We start from the raw sequence: 18761 nt of genomic DNA on the forward strand, positions 1-18761 counted from the left end.
TTCTGTTCAGAATAAATCTGGTCAGATGGCGCCGATAAAACCGAGGGCGCCGAAGTTCGTACTGCTGAGATTGGCAATGGCAATTGCGTTTTTGAAGGATTTCTCCATTCGCGATGCGAGTCAACAGAAAGAGCCGGATTTCATTAGGTAAGCAGGCATGTCAGGCTACATCCGCCGCGCGCGAAAACTCGAAAGGTGGTCGGAAATCGCTACGGCCCATCTGCCCGCCAGAGGAAGGCCGCCGGGGCAAATCCACGCACCGCGGCAATGCCCAGCCCGTCCAGAGCCAACGCGGGTGCCCAGCCAAATCCCGTTGCGCTTCCCTGTCCGGCATGGGGGTCGCTGAGATCCAAGCGGCGGCAGCTGGCCGAAATGACGGTTTCTGGCACTAGCTGACCTGCCGCGCGCAGCCGGTGGAGGACCGCTGGTGACCGGACTTCTGAATACCGGCCGATGATGTCGCATGACAAGCCATGCACCTACGCTGATAGTCTTTGGCGGCCTTCCCGGCACGGGCAAGACAACAGTTTCTCGGGAGCTGACCAGACGTCTCGCGGCCACGTACCTTCATATCGATGCCGTTGAGCAGACACTACGGACCGCAGGTCATACGGTCGGCACGATGGGCTATGTGGTAGCCATCGCACTCGCGGCTGAAAATTTCGAGCTTGGTCGTGTCGTTGTCGCAGACTGCGTAAATCCAGTCCTGGTAAGCCGCGTCGGATGGCGACAGATCGCCGCTCAGAAGTCGGCATGCGTCGTTGAGATTGAAGTGGTTTGCAGCGACCTGATCGTGCATCGGCAGCGAGTGGAAACGCGCACCTCAGACCTCAGCGGCCTCAAGCTGCCAACGTGGGCTGAGGTAGTGAACCGAGACTATGAATCGTGGGATCGAGAACACCTGGTGCTCGATACGGCCGTTAGCTCGCTCGATCACCTGCTCGACGCATGTTCGCGCCAAGAGTGGTTAGTCTCCTCTTGGCCCGAAACAGGCGAGCCGAGCCGGTCGATTGATGTCCGTTGACGGGGGCAAACCGGAAGCCGGGTTTAGGGACCGTCCGGGTAGCTCTTGACCGGGGCGGACGCCACACCTTCCTATGTCCCGGCATCGTATAGTTCGATGGGCGCCCCAAGCCCCTTTAAGCTGTATGTGGTTCCCTCGCTTTGGACGATGCCCGTCGGACACCGATCGCGAACAGATTTCGTGACCAGTATCTGTCCTCCACGGGCAGCAGATTGCGCGCGGGCGGCGGTATTTACCACCGTGCCGATCGCGGTAAGGTCCCGATGCGAGTGACCGAACTCACCAAAGCTGACATCGCCGCTGCTGATGCCGATGCCAATGCTCAGGCTTCCTTCATCTAAGCCGAGTCCACTCACGAGGTCCGCGTGCCGGCCGCGCCAGCGTTGCTGCATCTGTCGGGCGGCTTGGACCGCCTGCGCTGCATGACCTTCTTGTCTGATTGGAAAATTGAAGACGGCCATGATGGCGTCACCAATCGTCTTGTTCAGCAAACCATCGTGCTGCCAGATTGCTTCGGCGCATTCATCGTAGAAAGCATCAAGGGTTGTAGACATCTCGCGCGATGTCACTGACTGAGACGCTGCCGTATACCCGCGCAGGTCCGCGAAGAGCACGGTTGCATCGATCGTGACGTTGCGGGCTTTCATGATTCGCGTAAAGGCGAGTTCGCAAAAGGTGCAGGTGTTGGGATTCATCCGGCTTGGTCGGAGGCCGAGAACGCGAAAGGGGATCGCTAACGGGCCACGTAAAACCACTGGGAGGTGCAGGTTTTGCCAGCATCCTTTGCAGATGGTCGAATGTTGCTGCAGGTCCATCGCATTCTTCTCACCGGCCGCCCATTTATTTTCATTCTAACAGACGGCCACGAAGATGCCGAATCCGGCATGTCCGAAATCCGGTCATTTTGACGAGAGAAACCGGAAATGGCCAGCTGCTGCGGTTCAATGGGCCTGCGAGCGTTGTGCGATCTGCTTGCGCAGCACATCAGCCCCATGGATGTTGGGCGGGCGTTCCGGCGAGATGTCTCGGAAGGCAGATCGGAAGTGGTTCAGTCTGGCCGGGGCTGTGCGTTTTGATCCATAACGGCCCTTGAACCGGTGCACGTGCTTAGAACGCCAGAACCTTGTGGTACCCTGCTCCACCCATTCAAGGTCTTCGGCATCGCGGTGCTGACGAGGCAAGTCATTTCGACTATCCTTCAATGCGGTCCATCAAATGGGCAGGACAAAGACCCACGAGGGCAGTTCAATGAGCACGGTAAAAAGCGCGCTGACGCAGAAGAGCGGCACCCTGATCCATGTACGTTCCAGCGACATGGTCATCGAAGCCTTGCGCCAGATGCGCGACAACCGGGTTCGGTCGGTGCTGGTCATCGACGACGACATGCTGGTCGGCATCGTGACTCAAGGTGACTGCGCCATCAAAGTGCTGCTGCCCGGGCTCGATGCGAGGCAGACGCCGGTGGGCCAGGTAATGACGGGCAAGCCGGTAACGATCAAGCCGGACGATCCGCTAGACGCCTGCATGGCGATTATGGCTGCGCGCGGTTTTCGCCACCTCCCAGTGCTGGACGCGGGCAGGGTCGTGGGCGTCATTTCGATCGGAGATGTTGTCAAGAACATCATCCGGGACTTGGAGCACAACGTGGACGACTTGATGGGTTACATCATGAAGGACGGCCCCGGAGGCTGACAGACAAACCACGGTGCCGTCGCCCTGCGTATGTCTGCTTGTGTGCCCGCTGCTGACCGTCGCCCGAAGAGCCGCAATTTCCGCTTTCCGGAGATGGGCCGACCAAGGTGAAAAAGCCTACCAAGGGCGGCTTGTGACCCGAACCGGACGTGAGTCGGTCTCAATTTGCGATAGCGAAGCTGGTTTGCCCTATCATTGTACTCGTTTTAGCCGATACGATGCTTCTTCCCGACGATGAGGGAGCCCATGAAGCGGCGAGACGTTTTTGGTGTTATTGGCGGAGCAGCAGCGTGGCCGCTGGCGGTATTGGCGCAGCAGCCCAAAAACGTACCTCGAATTGGGTTCCTAGTGACGGGTTCGCTTGAATCTCCCGAGGCGCGCGCAATTCTCGAAGCCTTCGATCAGGGACTACGCGAATACGGCTATATCGCTGGTCGAAACGTGTTCGTAGAGGTCCGAGCGGCGGACTTGAAGGTCGAGCGGTTTCCGGCTCTGGCAAGTGAACTGATGCGCCTTAATGTCGATCTTATCGTCGCATCGAATTCGCTCGCCGCGCGTGCCGTGCAGCAAGTGACCAGCAATATTCCGATCGTGGTGCCGGTTATGGGCGATCCTGTCGGAGACGGCCTCGTTGCTACTCTCGCTCGACCGGGAGGGAACATCACTGGTTTAACTTTCCTTGGACCGCAGCTTGTCCCTAAGCGCCTAGCCCTGCTCAAGGAAGCGCTACCCACGGCTTCGCAAGTCGCGGCGCTCTGGCATCCCGGCGCCTACGGCAAGCGCACGATGAACGACATGATGAACGAAGCAAACGAGGCGGCACTCACCTTGGCAGTGCACCTTCGACTTGTTGCTGTGCACGTCCCCGACGATTTGGATCGCGCGTTTTCTGCGGTTGCTGGAGAGCGTGCCGATGCCCTTCTCATATTTCCGAGCCCCATGCTTTTCAACCAACGAAAGCGCATTGTCGACCTCGCGGCAGAGCATCGGCTGCCTACAATGGCTATGGGCAAGGAGTTTGTACAACTCGGTGGGTTGATGTCGTATGGAGCGGACATTATCGACTCCAACCGGCGCTGCGTCGCCTACGTGGATAGGATACTCAAAGGCGCGAAGCCTGCTGACTTGCCAGTCGAACAACCCACCAAGTTTGAACTTTTTATCAACCTCAAAACTGCAAAGACATTTGACATCGAAATTCCTGCCGCGCTGCTCGCTCGCGCCGACGGGGTACTCGAGTGAAAGCAATTGGTCCGGAGTTGGTGGGAGCCACCAAGTTATTGGGGAACGGCCAGGTCGGTTCGTCGCGGCTTAGGCGTTTTCGTGGCTCCCGCGGACGACAATCCCAATTCCTCTTGATAACGTGGCTGGGATGAGCATTTCCCTCCAACCGGACACGTCGGAAGGACGGACGCTGGCGGCTTCCGCCCGGCCGGACGCGCCTGCTGTGCAGTCAGCGCCGCCGAAAGTCCGTGCCCGCCTGTTCGCCAAATACGTCGCGCTGTTCGTGGTCGTGGTGGGAGTCGCGCTGCTTTCGAACGGGATTTTCGAAGTTTTCTTCTATTACCGCGAGCACAAGGCGGCCCTGATCCGGATTCAGCACGAGCAGGCCGAGGCCGCCGCGGCCAAGATCGGCCAGTTTATTAAGGAAATCGAAAGCCAGCTCGGCTGGACCACGCAGCTACCGTGGTCGGCGGGCTCGCTGCAGGACCGGCGTTTTGATGCCCTTAGGCTGCTGCGGCAGGTGCCGGCCGTTACCGAACTGTCGCAAATCGACTCGACGGGCAAGGAGCGTTTGCGGGTCTCGCGCCTCGCCATGGATGTCGTGGACTCCGGCCTCGACCTGTCCAAGGATCCGAAGTTCACCGAAGCGGTTGCCAACAAGGTCTATTACGGCCCTGTCTACTTCCGCCGGGATTCCGAGCCCTACATGACTCTGTCGCTGGCCGGCACCCGCAAGGACGCCGGCGTCAGCATCGCCGAGGTCAATCTGAAGCTCATCTGGGAAGTGGTCTCGCAAATCAAGGTCGGCGAACGCGGGCATGCCTATGTGGTGGGTTCGGAAGGACGGCTGATTGCGCACCCAGACATCAGTTTGGTGCTGCGTAACACCGACATGTCGAAGCTGGTGCAGGTGCAGGCTGCCCAGGCCGGCAGTGCAAACGACGCCGATGCGCTGCAGGGCTCGCTGAATATTCAGGGCCAAGAGGTGCTGACAGCGTCCGCGCCGATCGTGCCGCTGGGCTGGACCATGTTTGTAGAGCTACCGGTCAATGAAGCCTATTCGTCGCTGTATCTGGCGCTGCAGCGCCTTTCCATCGTACTCGCCGGCGCATTGATCTTTGCCATTCTAGCCGGAGTTTTTCTGGCCCGCCGTATGGTTGGTCCGATCAGGGCATTAAGCGCTGGCGCGGAACGAATTGGCGATGGCGATTTCGCTCAGCGTATCTCGATCACGACCGGCGATGAACTCGAAAGTCTTGCGAATCAATTCAACAAGATGGGTACGCGGCTTCAGGAATCCTATGCGGACCTTGAGAACAAGGTCGAGCAGCGCACTTCGGAATTGAGCGAGGCACTGCAACAGCAGACCGCAACGGCCGACGTTCTCAAGGTCATCAGCCGCTCGACATTCGATTTACAAACGGTGCTCGATACGCTCGTGCAGTCGGCAGCACGACTGTGCGAGGCAGATGAAGGGCTCATTCTGCAACCCAGAGACGATGCCTTCGGACTGGCGGCAAGTTGCGGGCTTAGCGTTAAAAAACGGAAGTTTCTGGAAGCCTATCGTTTCACGGCGGGCGGAGCGACAGCAGTTGGACGCGCTTTGTCCGAAGCTAAAACGACAGTACTCAACGATGGTGTTTCGCCGCTGCGAGGAGATCCGGATCCAGCGCAATCAAGAATTGCTGTTCCGTTACTACGTGAGGGCGTGCCGATAGGCGTGTTCGTCCTGACGCGGCGGGAGAAGCGCCCCTTCAGCGAAAAGCAGATCGAGCTCATCACCACCTTCGCGGACCAGGCCGTTATCGCCATTCAAAACGTCCGGCTGTTCGACGAGGTTCAGGCGCGGACCAAAGAACTCGCACGGTCGCTCGAGGAGTTGCGCACTGCGCAGGACCGGCTGGTGCAGACCGAAAAGCTCGCTTCGCTCGGCCAGCTGACCGCTGGCATCGCCCATGAGATCAAGAACCCGCTCAATTTCGTCAACAATTTCGCTGCTTTGTCGGGGGAATTGATTGGAGAGCTGAACGACCTTCTGCAGCCGGCGGCGCTCGATGGCGAGACCCGCGAGGGAGTCGATGAACTCACCCTTATGCTGAAGGGCAACCTGGAAAAGGTGGTGCAGCACGGCAGGCGAGCCGATTCGATCGTCAAGAACATGCTGCTGCATTCCCGCGAAGGCTCGGGTGAGCACCGGCCCACCGACATCAACGCGATCGTAGAGGAAAGCCTCAATCTCGCCTTCCACGGCGCACGCGCCGAGAAGGCGGGCTTCAACATCACGCTCGAGCGCGACCTCGATCCCGCCGCGGGCCAGATCGACGTCTATGCGCAGGAGATTACTCGGGTCTTCCTCAACCTGATCTCGAACGGGTTCTATGCCGCCGCAAAGCGCAAGGAGACGTGTGACGAAAACTTCGAACCCATCTTGAGCGCCGTGACCAGGAGCTTGGGCAGCAAGGTAGAAATACGGTTCCGGGACAACGGCACCGGCATTCCTCCGGAGGTGAAGGAGAAGATCTTCAATCCTTTCTTCACAACCAAGCCGGCGGGCGAAGGCACCGGCCTGGGACTGTCAATGAGCCACGACATCATCGTGAAGCAGCATGGCGGTACAATCGACGTCGCCACCGAGCCCGGCGCATTTACCGAATTCATTATTACGCTGCCCAGAAGCAGGACAGCACCGACGACCAACGGAGGGACAATTGAGCGTTTACATACTCGTCGTGGATGACGAGCCCGACGTCGAGCCCATGTTTCGTCAGCAGTTCCGCCGCGATCTGAAAACCGGCCGCTTCCAGATGGAATTCGCCCCGTCGGCGGCCACAGCGTTGGCGCGTGCCGCCGAGGTCAGGGATCCTTCGCTGATCCTGATCCTCTCCGACATCAACATGCCCGGCATGAGCGGACTCGAGATGCTGCCGAAAGTACGTGCCCAGCGCCCTGATGTGCCCGTGATCATGATCACTGCCTACGGCGATGCCGAAACGCGCCGCAAGGCCATCGAGAACGGTGCGGTCGGCCTGCTGACCAAGCCGATTGACTTCGCGCTGCTCCGGATCGAAATCGATAGTCGACTGGGTCAAGCTGCATGACCGCGACTATCCTGGTCGTCGATGATGAGCCTGATCTCGAGGCGCTGGTGCTGCAGAAATTTCGTCGCCAGATCCGTGAAGGAGCAATGGCGTTCGTATTCGCGCGTGACGGCATCGAGGCGTTAGCATCGATTGAGCAGCATCCGCATGTCGACATGGTGGTATCCGACATCAATATGCCCAGGATGGACGGGCTGTCGCTGCTGGCCAAGCTGCAGGAGCCGGAGGACAAGAAATCGACCATCATCGTCTCTGCTTACGGCGACATGAGCAACATTCGAACGGCTATGAACCGCGGTGCGTTCGACTTCCTGACCAAGCCGATCGATTTCGACGACCTTGAAATGACGATCAACAAGACCATCAGTCACGTCCGGACGATGCGCGAGGCCCGCCGCCGCCAGCTCGAAGCCGAACGCGCTCACGCCTCGCTATCTCGTTATTTTTCGCCACAGATAGCGAGCCGTCTCGCGGGGATAGGCGACGGCGACGGTATGGAGGTGCACTGGCGGGAGATTGCAACTATCTTCACCGACGTCACCAACTTTACCCCGCTCGTAGAGACTGTAGCTCCGGGAGTGCTGGGCGCGCTACTCAACGAATATGTGGGCGGTATGACTGATGTGGTGTTCGCTCATGAAGGCACAGTCGCCAAGGTGATAGGTGACGCGATCCAGGTGCTGTTCAATGCTCCAGGCGAACAGCCCGACTATGCCCAACGAGCCATTAGCTGCGCTCATAACCTCGACATCCGAGCCCAAATGTTCCGAGAACGCTGGAAAAAAAAGGGGGTTGAGTTTGGTGCCACGCGCATCGGTGTCCATGCGGGGGCCGCGCTGGTCGGCAACTTTGGCGGCAGTCGGTTCTTCGACTACACCGCCTACGGCGATACCATCAATACCGCAGCCCGGCTCGAGGCAGCCAACAAGTATCTCGGCACCCGAATTTGCGTCAGTGCAGCGGCAGCCCAAGCCGCCGGCAATTTTCAGGGACGACCCGTCGGTGAAATTATGTTGCGCGGACGCAGCGAGCCGCTCCGTGCTTTTGAGCCGCTTCAGGACGTGGCGTTCAGGGCGCCTTCCACCGCGCAATATGTCGAGGCCTTCGCCAGGCTGGAGGCCGGCGATGCAACGGCGATGCCGGCCTTTGCTGCACTGGTCGGCCTGCATGCCGACGACGCGCTGGCCGGATTTCATCTCAAGCGGTTACTCAACGGTGCCAAGGGCACCCGCATTCAGTTTGAGTAAGAGTCCCGCACCGCGCCCAAAGATTGTCCACGCTTCAACAATTATTTGGCGGCATTAAGATCTCGATGGCAGGCGCGTCCACCTTCCTGTTTCCTTAGTCTCGCGACAACCGCTCTGGCGCATCAGCGCAGTAGCCGCGCACCTCGTGAGGTCAGCTTAAGAAGGCAAGGGCGGACTAGAGTTGCTCCGCTCAACTCCCTCCGCACTTTGGCCGAAACGTCTTCTTGGGATCGCAACCGCGGCTTTCCTTATAAGCTGTTCCATTCTCCGTTTTTTAAGCGCAAGGTGCTGCGTCACCGGCAATCCCAACAGGATGATCACATGAAGCGGCGCGAGTTCGTCTCGTTATTCGGCAGCGCCGCTGCCGTTTGGCCGCTTGCGGCGTGGGCGCAGAAGCCGATGATGCCAGTCATTGGATTCATCAATGGCACATCGCCGCAGGGATATGGCCACTTCGTCGCGGCATTTCGCCGTGGGCTTGCCGAAACCGGCTACGTTGAGGGGCAGAACGTCGCGATCGAGTACCGGTGGGCGGAAGGCCACTACGATCGGCTGCCGGCGTTGGCGGCTGATCTGGTTGGCCGGCGCGTCGCCGTTATCGTCGCGACAAGCACCCCTGCGAACCTGGTGGCAAAGAAGGCAACCGCGCAAATTCCCATCGTCTTTACGACCAGCAGCGATCCTGTTGAGTTAGGGCTTGTTGCCAGCCTGGACCGACCCGGAGGCAACGTGACCGGCGCGGTCACGTTGAATGTCGAGGTGGTTTCAAAGCGGCTGGAGCTGCTTCATGAACTGCTCCCGAACGCAAGCGTTGTTGCCGCGCTGGTTAACCCAGTGAATCCCAACGCGAAAACTCAGTCCGAGGCGTTGGAAGCGGCGGCTCGCAGCATCGGGCTGCAACTCGATACGGTGAATGCAACAACTGAAGGCGAAATCGATGTAGCTCTTGCAGAACTCGGTGAACGAAGGAGAAGTGCTCTTCTCGTCGACACGGATGCGTTTCTATTCAGCCGGCGCGCCCAACTCGTCGATCTGGCAAAACGCTACGCAATTTCCACGATTTTCGACAGGCGTGAGTATGCCGAGGCCGGAGGGCTGGTGAGCTATGGCGGAAATGTTGAAGATGTCTATCGTCTGGCGGGCACTTACACGGGTCGGATCCTAAAGGGCGACAAGCCGGCAGATTTGCCGGTAGTACAATCCACGGCAGTTCAGCTGATCGTCAACCTTAAGACCGCGAATACGATCGGCATAACCGTCCCGATGTCATTGCTCGCGCGCGCCAATGAAGTCATCGAATAGACCGCTTCTGGAGGGGCAGAGCATGTCCCGACTGGCGCGAAGGTTGAGGTCCAAAGAGTGCCAAACCTCGACCCGAGCTAAGCGTGTTTGAACCAGTCTGCTGCGCTTTAATCAGGATTTGCCCGTGACCGACTTAGCTCAGAATACAGCAGCGGGTGCTTCCGAGAGGTGAGCCAAAGAGAGGCCGTGCGAGCTCGGCAAGGCTCTTTTCGACTCCAAGTTGACCCTTTTCTAGCAGTGGCCACCTCATTCATGGAGCTGAGTCCGCTTTGACCCATCCAGACGTCGACGATAGCTTAAGCAAAGAAGGGGTGAGGAGCGTCTCCTGTTCCTTTCGCCTTCATAACCGCGACGCACTTATCGATTTGCTCATCCGACATATTTAGTCCGAATTCACCGCGCAGCACGTCTCTGAACTCGTTCTCAGTCGCCAGCCAGCGCTTCTCCGCATGCCCCTCTGCGTCCCGGACGGTAACGCGCGCGTTGTACATGGTGATGCGGCTCCTGTTCGGCCCCGGCCTCGCCACGATGATATTCCCTTGGTAAGGGGTTTCTGGATGGGTCGCCGTGTACCAATTGGTGATCTCGTATTCGCTATCGTAACGTGGATAAGGAATGACCCGATAAATGTGCTGCCAGCCATGCTTAAGCCGCGCCTGGAGCGTCAGCTCGCCGCCAACATCGATAAAGCGCATGACCTCGTGGGGTGTCTCTTGTTCGATTTGCGGCACGAGCCTGAGCGCGCAGGTCGGCGCGAGGTTACCGAACCCGACGTCCGCTAGATAAGTGCCTTCAGGAAAATCCACTTTCAACAACATGTGGATGGCTGGGCGCGGTGCGTCGATCTCCAGCCCCCGCACGACACGCCCTTGTAAGCTTGTGATGCTATAGCCGAGCGACCGAAGTCCGGCTCGGAAGAGCATGTTCTGTTCAAAGCAGTATCCCCCGCGTTTACTGGCAATCATCTTCTGTTCGAGCGTATGCACGTCGAGTTTGGGCGGACGCCCGAGCATGATATCGAGCGTTTCGTAGGGGATTGAGTGCGAGTGTGCGAAAATAAGTTGATCTAGAGTCTCAAGCGTTGGTGTGAGCGGCCCAGCATAGCCGATGCGCGCAAGCCAGGCTTTCTGATCGAGGTGTGCGTCGGACATCTCGCTTACTCCGGGTGTCTGGCACGCATGTTGCCATTTTTTGGGCCCGGCGTCCCAGACCGCCTCTGTGCGCTGCCCGAGGCCGGGATGGCAGCTTTTGGCCGATCGCTTCCTTTGAAGCGGTGCTGCTGCATGTCGGCTGACAAGGGCTGCCAGAAGTTTGCGGCCGAGCGCTCGACCTTAGCGGACATGCATCTGCGCGTTCGTGTGCGGTGTTCATCCGAGTCTATCGAACTGATAGCAACCAGGCGGAGAATGCGCGAATGATCCTTTCGCGGGGATGGCTTGTCCGGCGGACGACGTGAAAGCGATATCCGGGTAAACTTAGGTCAAATACCCTTACAAGCGCGCCGGATGCAAGTTCGGCTGCCACAAGCACGTCGCTAAAAATCCCCACACCCTGGCCCCCGACGACCGCCTCGATCGCGTGAAGCTCCTCTCGAAAACTCAGATGCTGCATGTCCGTGAAGTCGGGCAGGTTGCGCCACCTGCGCCTGGCGACGGAGAGCCATCGCTGCCAGGTAGGTGGGTCGATATCAGACGGAAACCAATAGGAATGAACGAGGACATGCTTCCGAAGATCGGCCGCATTTTTCAGCCGGCCTCCGGCGGGAAGCAAGTCAGGGCTGCAGACTGGCCAATACGTGTCGCTCAAAAACTCTTCTGCAATGCCCTCTCGCGGCGCTTGGCGGGAGGTGGCATAGCGGATCGCCACGTCCGCGTCTCCCGCAGACAAGTCAATGATAGTGTCGGTGCCGATGATATCAAGTGGTGCATCTGGGCGCTGTTTTCTCCAGTGCGGCAGGCGTGGCACAAGCCATTGAGCGGCAAAAGCGTTCGTTGTCGTGATACGAAGGGCCTGTCGATCGTCCTTGCGCCTGATCGTGCTGAGCGCGGTGGCGAACCCTTCGAGACCGTCGCGTACGACTGGAAAGAGCCGAGTGCCGGCATCTGTCAACGACAGTGGTCTCGGTCTGCGCCGGAACAGCACCTTCCCGCAATATCGCTCCAGTAACCGGACTTGGTGGCTGATAGCAGTCGGCGTGACGCCGAGTTCGGCCGCAGCTTTCTTGAAGCTGAGGTGTCGCGCGGCAGCCTCGAACGCGCGGAGCTCGATAAGCGGCGGCAACTTGGTCATGTCTCATCCTAGATGAATAGGATTCATCTTCAAGCCAAATTCTTTGAGTTTGCCTTCCGCGCGATGAGGGTGTGAGAAGTGATGGAGCACAAACGAAGGGACAGCGCACGATGACGGTGGTTCGATCGGTTGCCGCTGAGGCGGCGGAGTTTGGCAAAACCTTTCGCGGCACGCTTATGCGGCCGGGAGATGCGGGCTACGAGGAGGCAAGAAAGGTCCACAATGGGCTGGTCAATAAGCGGCCAGCGCTCATCGCTCAATGTAGCGATACCGCAGATGTCGCCGATGCGATCAGGCTCGCGCAAAGACTTGGACTCGAAGTTGCGGTCCGCGGTGGCGGTCACAACGTGGCGGGGCGCGCAACGATCGACGGCGGGGTGATGATCGATCTGTCGCTGATGAAGGCAATCAAGGTCGACCTGGAACGCCGAAGGGTTCATGCACAGGGCGGTGTCACCTGGGCGGAGCTAAATCGCGAAACCCAGCGGCACGGCCTGGCCGTTACGGGAGGAATCGTATCGAGCACCGGAATCGCGGGGCTGACCCTTGGCGGCGGTCTCGGCTGGCTCATGGGCAAATACGGCCTGGCTCTCGACAACCTTGCCTCACTTGAGCTGGTCAATGCACTGGGCGGATTGATACGCACCAGCAAGACGGAGGAGCCGGACCTATTCTGGGCGGCGCGTGGCGGCGGCGGCAACTTTGGCATCGCCACCACCCTGGAATATCAGCTGCACTCCGTAGGCCCCACCATCACGGGTGGCCTGATCGCATACCCGTTCGATCGCAGCCGTGACGTGCTTTCGCTGTATCGCGAGCGCACGTCGTCGCTCCCGGACGAGCAGATCCTTTTCGCCACGCTGGCTCATGCGCCTGACGGCTCGGGCGTGAAGCTGGCGGCGATGGTGACGTGTCATTGTGGGTCTCTCGCAGCCGGCGAACTGGCGATGCGCCCGCTCAAGCAGTTCGACACGCCGGCGATGGACGGGATTGGGCCGATGGCGTACTGCGAGCTCAACAGCATGCTGGATACAGCATATCCGAAGGGCGCGTTCAACTACTGGAAGTCGACGTTCCTGCGAGAGCTCAGTGATGACGCCCTCCGGACAATGATTGACTGCTTCGCGCGCTGCCCAACCCCCATGGGGCAGCTTGTTATCGAGCACATCCACGGTGCTGCAGCTCGCGTCGGCGTCGAGGAAACGGCATTCCCGCATCGCCAGGAGGGTTACAACTTCCTGATCCTAACTCAATGGCTGGATGTCGCGATGACCGATCGCTGCATCGCCTGGACGCGCGATACTTACGCGCAGATGGAGCCCTTCGCAGCGAGCGGCAAATACGTCAACTATCTCGGTGATGATGAAGGCATGGATCCGGTTCCTGCTGCCTACGGATCGAACTACCGTCGCCTTCGCGAGCTGAAGAGCAAGTACGATCCCAAGAACTGTTTCCGAATGAACCAAAACATCAGGCCGTCAGCGTGATTGAAATGCCGTCTGTTGCGGGCCAAAAGGGGCGATATCGTATATGCCTGATAGGCGATGGCTAATTCTGCTCGTGCTTTTTCTTGCACGCACAGCGCTCGCAATTCAGTTCCAGGCGGTGGCTTCCGCCGGCCCCTTCCTTATCGCAGCGCTGGTCATCGATTATGCCGCGCTTGGGCTTTTGATCGGTCTGCATTCATTGCCTGGCGTGGCGATTGCGATACCAGGCGGGGTGCTCGGTCAAAACCTCGGCGCCAAGCGTGTCGCGCTCACCGGTCTTTTCCTGATGGCAGTGGGTGGCACTGTCATGGGGTTTGGTCAATCGTTTCTATTGGCGGCGGTGGGGCGCACGGTGCTCGGTGGGGGAGCCGTACTGTTCAACGTATTGGCCACGAAGATGGTCGCAGACTGGTTCTCGGGACGTGAAATCGCGACCGCCATGGGTACGCTGGTTTCAAGTTGGCCACTTGGCATTGCGCTCGGACTACTGGTTTTCGGATCACTTGGCGCGGAGCACGGCTGGGCCGCGATTATGCACGCGAGCACAATGTGCGTGCTGGCGGGATTTGTATTGGTCGCGCTATTTTATCAGGAGCCCCCAGGAGTAACGTCCTCATCGCGGATGAGACTCAAACTTGACCTCAATCGGCGCGAATGGACTCTCGTTTGTATAGCCGGCGCGATTTGGGCACTGTTCAACGTGGCCTACATTGTAGTGGTCAGTTTTGGGCCAGAGTTATTTGGGCGGCATGGCTTCTCGCTGGTGCAGGCAAATTTGGTCGTGAGCTTGATAGGCTGGACGCTGATTCCAGCGATCCCTCTAGCGAGTGCTTTTGTCGAACGATTCGGACGTCCCGACCTTGCAATGCTGGCATCGTTCACAGTCACAGGAGTTGGCTTGCTGGTAGTGCCATTTGCGTCCGGCGTCGGCTTACTTGCTGCGTTTGCTCTGATCGTGCTCGGTATGGGAGTGCCGCCCGGACTGATTATGGCACTTCCCGCTCAGGCGTTGCGGCCCGAGGCGCGCGCGGGCGGGATGGGCGTTTACTACACATGGTACTATGCAGCGATGGCGATCTTGCCAACAGGAGCCGGACTTGCTCGCGACTACGCGGGAAGTGCCGCTGCGCCAATGGTTTTTGCCGCGGCGATGTTGATCTTGTGTGTTCTAGCATTGATCCTTTTCCAAGCCGCTCAGGGATCGTCAGAGCAATAACTTAGACCACGTCGGAAAGGTCTGCTTTTGGGCCTACCGCCGAAGTAGCGGTGGCGCGCCAAGAGGTCCGCTCAGCGAGGCATGGCGGATCGGATTCGCTTGCGTTGAAATCTTCGCATTCTGGACCCAAAGCCGACCTGTGCAACGCTCCGACTGAGGTCTGCCGCGGACCCTCAGCGAACATGAGCAGCTGAGGCCATTCCCACACTGCAATGAGCCTATCCGATCAATTGCACTGCTTGGCCGTTAGCCGTAGGCTACCCAAGGGGCTAGGCCGACGGAAAAGCCATGGTTGTCGACACGCGCTATGTGACGAGCGGCGAGGTCTTCGTCGCGTACCAAATATCCGGACAGGACGGTCCGGATTTGCTCATGACGCCCGGCTTTGTATCGCATCTTGAGCTGTCGTGGGAGAATCCCCATGCGGCGCGCTTCCTTAACGAACTCGGCTCGTTCTCGCGACTGATCCGCTTCGACAAACGCGGCACGGGTCTCAGTGATCGTGGCGTCGGTGTCCCGCATCTCGATGAAAGGATCGACGATATCCGCGCCGTGCTCGACGCCGCGGGTTCTAAGAGGGCGTACTTGTTCGGTGTCTCGGAGGGCGGGCCGATGTCGATCCTGTTCGCGGCGACTTATCCTGAACAGGTCGCCGGTCTCCTCCTGTTCGGCACGTATGCGCGCACGGTGGGCGCCTCCGTTCCGTTTGACGATTTCGCGGGATTGGAGCGCGATATCCGAGCCAACTGGGGAACCGGCAAGAGTCTGCCCAGTTTCTCCCCGTCTTCAGCCGCAGTTCCCGGCGCCATGGAGCGCTTCGCTAAGTTCGAGCGCTCGGCGGCCAGCCCGTCTGATGTGATCAACCTGATGCGTATGAACCGCGAGATCGATGTAACGGCCATCCTGCCGTCGATCCATGTTCCTACGCTGGTTATGCATCGGCGCGACGATGTACGCATTCGCGCACTCGCCGGCCGCGAGCTTGGAGAGGGAATTTCTGACGCACGCTACATCGAACTACCGGGTAGCGATCACCTTCCATGGTCAGGAGATCAGGATCGGCTTGTCGAGGAGATCAGACAGTTCATGGGTGTGTCCGCTACTGCCGTCGAGGTTGATCGCGTCCTCTCGACTGTGCTGTTCACCGATATCGTCGATTCGACAAGGAGGGCCTCGTTGGTGGGCGACAGGCAGTGGCGTTCAACTCTGGAAGCGCATCATGCGGCGGTGCGTTCCGAACTGGAGCGGCATCGCGGACGCGAAGTTAAGACGACAGGCGACGGATTTCTGGCACTGTTCGACGGCCCGGCGCGCGCCGTCCGCTGTGCCCAGAGGATCGTCAACGCGGTGCGGCCGCTCGATCTCGAAGTGCGGACCGGCGTCCATACCGGTGAGGTTGAAATGATGGGCGACGATGTGGGCGGCATTGCTGTTCACATCGCAGCACGTGTAGCTCAGCATGCGAAAGCGAGCGAAGTTCTGGCGTCGAGTACGGTGAAAGACCTAGTGGCAGGCGCTGGGCTCAAGTTCGTCGATCGCGGACCGGCCGAGCTGAAGGGTCTTTCCGAGCCCATGCGCCTATTCGCAGCCATCGCCTGAATGAGTTCCGGGGTCGCCGATTCCGCCTTAAAAAGCTGAGACGCCATCGCCCGATGTCCCCCTTATGGCCCATCTGCGACCTCGGAGCCCACCGCTCTTGGGCCGATGTTGGCGGTAAAGCGGACATCAGGCGGCCAGCAGCATAGTGAGTACATGCCCTTCCGACGCCGGACCGCGAAATAGCTTGTTAGCATGTGCGTGTGAAGCTTGAGGCGTGCCGATTACCGCTGATTACGGCACATGGCATGGGAATGCACGGCCCCGGCTGTTTCTCCCAACCTGCGGCTGGGGCCGTTTAAACGTGCGTTGCATCGTTCAACCCGGTCCACCACCATGTTTAGAGGTATTGCTATCGCGCTATTTGGGCTGACCATTCTTTCGCAGCTCGATCAGGCGCTCTTCTATCGTCGAAATACTGACCTGCGCGCAGGCTTGTGCGGGAGATTAGTCGCGGTTTTGAGTTGTAGGTGAGCCGTGCTGCGTTCATTCGGGCGGGGATGCGAGCGCTACTTCTTCAACAGTATCCCTATCCTTCGCGCCATTCGCCTCACCGATCCTGCGTGACGACCCAGCTCGGCTGCGATCTTCGATACGCCAGCGCCTGCCCGGGCAAGCTTGGACAAGTGCTGGACCTCGCGATCAGCCCATTGCTTTGGCTTTTGTGTTTTCATGATGCGGCGCTCAAACCTGCCGCAACTTAACCATTGCGCCTGGTTGCCGGCACTTGGGAAATTTACGGGTGGTGCCGGCCACCACGAGGCTAAGCGGTGCGGCGGCTTTCCAAAACGACAAGTCAACGATATCATTACGAGCACATCATCGTTTGACAGCGCACCTATAACTTATCGACGCTGAAACTGCGTTGTGTAGCCGCACGGATATCGTGCAGCACGTGCGAGCGTCATGTCGCTCACATCGACCTTTTCCATCCATGGAAAGAAGACCGGGGGATGGTGGTTTTTCCTGACCGGATCCGACATCGGGTCGCACGCTGCGGGATGCCTGCGGTGACTACATCGAACCTATGGCCGTCGATTCGGACGAAGCCGATCCGGACGACGATGGCGACGATGATGAAATCTGACTCGCAGCGCCATTTTCGCTTAAGTCAAAAGTCCGGCCATAATGATCTTTAAGGCAGCTGAGAATTGCGATGGCGGACGCTCTTTCGCCTCGGGGCGGGGCGTTTCCTCTGCGGGCGACCGCGGATGGTGGAGCAAGCGCGCGTTCCAAGGCGTAATTGCGTGATCAGGCCAGGGCTGAAGAGGTCCTTCTCTCCGCGCCGAGATTCCTTCCCTGTATCGTTCGCGAGCACCGCATGTGCAGCAAAAGGCGTCAGAGCACAAAGGTTTCAACCAGGGCGAATGCCTAGCCGGAACATTGCGCCAAATGAACAGCGTTGGCGCTCGAAACGAAAGCCAACCGCAGCAAGCGCGTATCGAGTCGCGGCCGGGGTCGGGAAAAACAAAAAATTAGTTTTGACGCATAATCATAATGACTCCAACGTAAAAACAAAAAATAAGGTGGGGAAAACATGGGAGGCTGGAATGGAAACCGCACAGCGCTTGCGCGCGATGGCCGCGCTCTGTCGGCAGAGTGCCGCGCTTCATCCTGACAGAAGCTGGAAACTGCTCGCCGAGGCAGAATACTGGGAGCATTTGGCTGCGGCTCCTCTCCCAACCGACATTGAAGGCTGTTTCACCCCTGGTCAGCATGACTTAGCTGCTGCCTAGCGCTTGCCATTTGTTGTTTCGAAAATCGGATTGGGATAAATGAGTATTCTTTGGGGGCCAGTGGATGACTGCGTGTATCAACGAACGGCCGATGTGTCCCGTATGCAGACACCGGATGGCATTGGCGCGCATCTCTCCCGGCAAGTACGGATTCGAGAAGCGGACGTTCGAATGCTCGACCTGCGAACGTACCGAGACGGCGTCGTTCGCTGTGGATCCAATGAAGACAGATGCGGTCGGTTGGCTTGCAGGCGAATTGAACCCGCCTCGGTGAGCTTGGGTGCAGTTGGTGATGCAGCCGGATGAATGTCCAATCGGCAGCACGAACGTTGTGCTATCGTGAGTACAATGGTGTGCCGGGACCTGGGTGGCGTTTCCGGATTGCAAGAGCATCGAGCGCAGTGCGATAGATTTCAGCGTTACTGTGATCTCGAACCCGAATTGCGGAATTGTGGGACATCAGTTCTGGTCGCACCAGCGTGAGCTCCGCCGCGAGACGTTCTGCTTGGTCCGCCGCTCCTTGTCGATCTTCTAAGATCATTTTACGCCCTGATGTTGACATGTTGCATCGATGCGCTGGGGGCTAGGGACGATCTCGCGGACAAGTTCGATTTTGCATGGTCGGTAGCCCCGGAATGTGCGGCTCGATACCCGTGACGTTACCGCCAGAGCGAAGCTTCGCTCGCACTCATGCCGAGATGGACTGCGAACTCCGATACGAAAGTCCACCCTTTTCTCATTTGGAAGATCAGCGTTATGGCGATTGAGCGCACGTTGAATCGCCACTGCGCCCGCGCTGCTTGCAGGGGGCTACTGTATCCCGCAATGACGCTATCACCAGCACCACCAA

The 18761-nt window shown here is 58.9% G+C and carries 14 protein-coding genes; 11 read left to right on the forward strand and 3 right to left on the reverse strand.

Translation table 11 applies throughout. From position 1 onward, the window contains the following. Nucleotides 1-463 precede the first annotated feature (463 nt). The gene (locus GWG67_RS15765; protein WP_275170215.1) at nt 464-1024 is read left to right on the forward strand and encodes an AAA family ATPase; all 561 of its coding nucleotides are present in this window, start codon (nt 464-466) and stop codon (nt 1022-1024) included. A 71-nt stretch (nt 1025-1095) separates the two neighbouring features. Here the strand turns inward: GWG67_RS15765 and GWG67_RS15770 are convergent, their stop codons facing one another. Continuing rightward, on the reverse strand, nt 1096-1839 hold the full coding sequence (locus GWG67_RS15770) for an adenylate/guanylate cyclase domain-containing protein (protein ID WP_275170216.1): 744 nt from the start codon (nt 1837-1839) through the stop codon (nt 1096-1098). A 433-nt stretch (nt 1840-2272) separates the two neighbouring features. On the opposite strand from GWG67_RS15770, the gene GWG67_RS15775 reads away from it, so the two are divergent. The 6 genes from GWG67_RS15775 to GWG67_RS15800 all read left to right on the forward strand — a co-directional run bounded on the left by GWG67_RS15775 (nt 2273) and on the right by GWG67_RS15800 (nt 9587). Then, nucleotides 2273-2716 (forward strand): CBS domain-containing protein, encoded by a 444-nt coding sequence (locus GWG67_RS15775; protein WP_275170217.1) that lies wholly within the window; start codon nt 2273-2275, stop codon nt 2714-2716. 246 nt (nt 2717-2962) lie between these two features. Then, nucleotides 2963-3958 (forward strand): ABC transporter substrate-binding protein, encoded by a 996-nt coding sequence (locus GWG67_RS15780; RefSeq protein ID WP_275170218.1) that lies wholly within the window; start codon nt 2963-2965, stop codon nt 3956-3958. Nucleotides 3959-4088: 130 nt separating this feature from the next. Then, nucleotides 4089-6677, forward strand: a complete 2589-nt coding sequence (locus GWG67_RS15785) for an ATP-binding protein (RefSeq protein ID WP_275170219.1) — start codon at nt 4089-4091, stop codon at nt 6675-6677. Further along, nucleotides 6649-7038, forward strand: coding sequence for a response regulator (locus GWG67_RS15790; RefSeq protein WP_275170220.1), 390 nt, complete (start codon nt 6649-6651; stop codon nt 7036-7038). Before GWG67_RS15785 ends, GWG67_RS15790 begins: the two co-directional genes overlap by 29 nt. Then, nucleotides 7035-8285 carry an adenylate/guanylate cyclase domain-containing protein gene (locus GWG67_RS15795; RefSeq protein ID WP_275170221.1) on the forward strand — a complete coding sequence of 417 codons (1251 nt, stop codon included), beginning with the start codon at nt 7035-7037 and terminating at the stop codon, nt 8283-8285. Before GWG67_RS15790 ends, GWG67_RS15795 begins: the two co-directional genes overlap by 4 nt. Nucleotides 8286-8606: 321 nt before the next feature. Next, nucleotides 8607-9587 carry an ABC transporter substrate-binding protein gene (locus GWG67_RS15800; RefSeq protein WP_275170222.1) on the forward strand — a complete coding sequence of 327 codons (981 nt, stop codon included), beginning with the start codon at nt 8607-8609 and terminating at the stop codon, nt 9585-9587. A 296-nt stretch (nt 9588-9883) separates the two neighbouring features. On the opposite strand, the gene GWG67_RS15805 is transcribed toward GWG67_RS15800, so the two are convergent. Together GWG67_RS15805 and GWG67_RS15810 are read right to left on the reverse strand one after the other, a co-directional pair. Further along, entirely contained in the window at nt 9884-10738 is an 855-nt protein-coding gene (locus GWG67_RS15805; protein ID WP_275170223.1) for an arylamine N-acetyltransferase, read from the reverse strand. A 226-nt stretch (nt 10739-10964) separates the two neighbouring features. After that, the gene (locus GWG67_RS15810) at nt 10965-11876 is read right to left on the reverse strand and encodes a LysR substrate-binding domain-containing protein (RefSeq protein WP_275170224.1); all 912 of its coding nucleotides are present in this window, start codon (nt 11874-11876) and stop codon (nt 10965-10967) included. Between the two features lie 110 nt (nt 11877-11986). Here GWG67_RS15810 and GWG67_RS15815 point away from each other — a divergent pair, with 110 nt between their 5' ends. The 4 genes from GWG67_RS15815 (at nt 11987) to GWG67_RS15830 (ending at nt 17911) form a co-directional block, all read left to right on the forward strand. Next, nucleotides 11987-13363 (forward strand): FAD-binding oxidoreductase, encoded by a 1377-nt coding sequence (locus GWG67_RS15815; RefSeq protein ID WP_275170225.1) that lies wholly within the window; start codon nt 11987-11989, stop codon nt 13361-13363. Between the two features lie 43 nt (nt 13364-13406). After that, nucleotides 13407-14579 carry a CynX/NimT family MFS transporter gene (locus GWG67_RS15820; protein ID WP_275170226.1) on the forward strand — a complete coding sequence of 391 codons (1173 nt, stop codon included), beginning with the start codon at nt 13407-13409 and terminating at the stop codon, nt 14577-14579. A 288-nt stretch (nt 14580-14867) separates the two neighbouring features. Further along, nucleotides 14868-16178 carry an adenylate/guanylate cyclase domain-containing protein gene (locus GWG67_RS15825; protein ID WP_275170227.1) on the forward strand — a complete coding sequence of 437 codons (1311 nt, stop codon included), beginning with the start codon at nt 14868-14870 and terminating at the stop codon, nt 16176-16178. 1547 nt (nt 16179-17725) lie between these two features. Beyond that, complete coding sequence (locus GWG67_RS15830; RefSeq protein WP_275170228.1) at nt 17726-17911, forward strand: hypothetical protein; 186 nt, start codon at nt 17726-17728, stop codon at nt 17909-17911. Nucleotides 17912-18761: the final 850 nt, after the last annotated feature.

It is taken from the genome of Bradyrhizobium sp. CSS354, assembly GCF_029051725.1.
Taxonomy (GTDB): Bacteria; Pseudomonadota; Alphaproteobacteria; order Rhizobiales; family Xanthobacteraceae; genus Bradyrhizobium.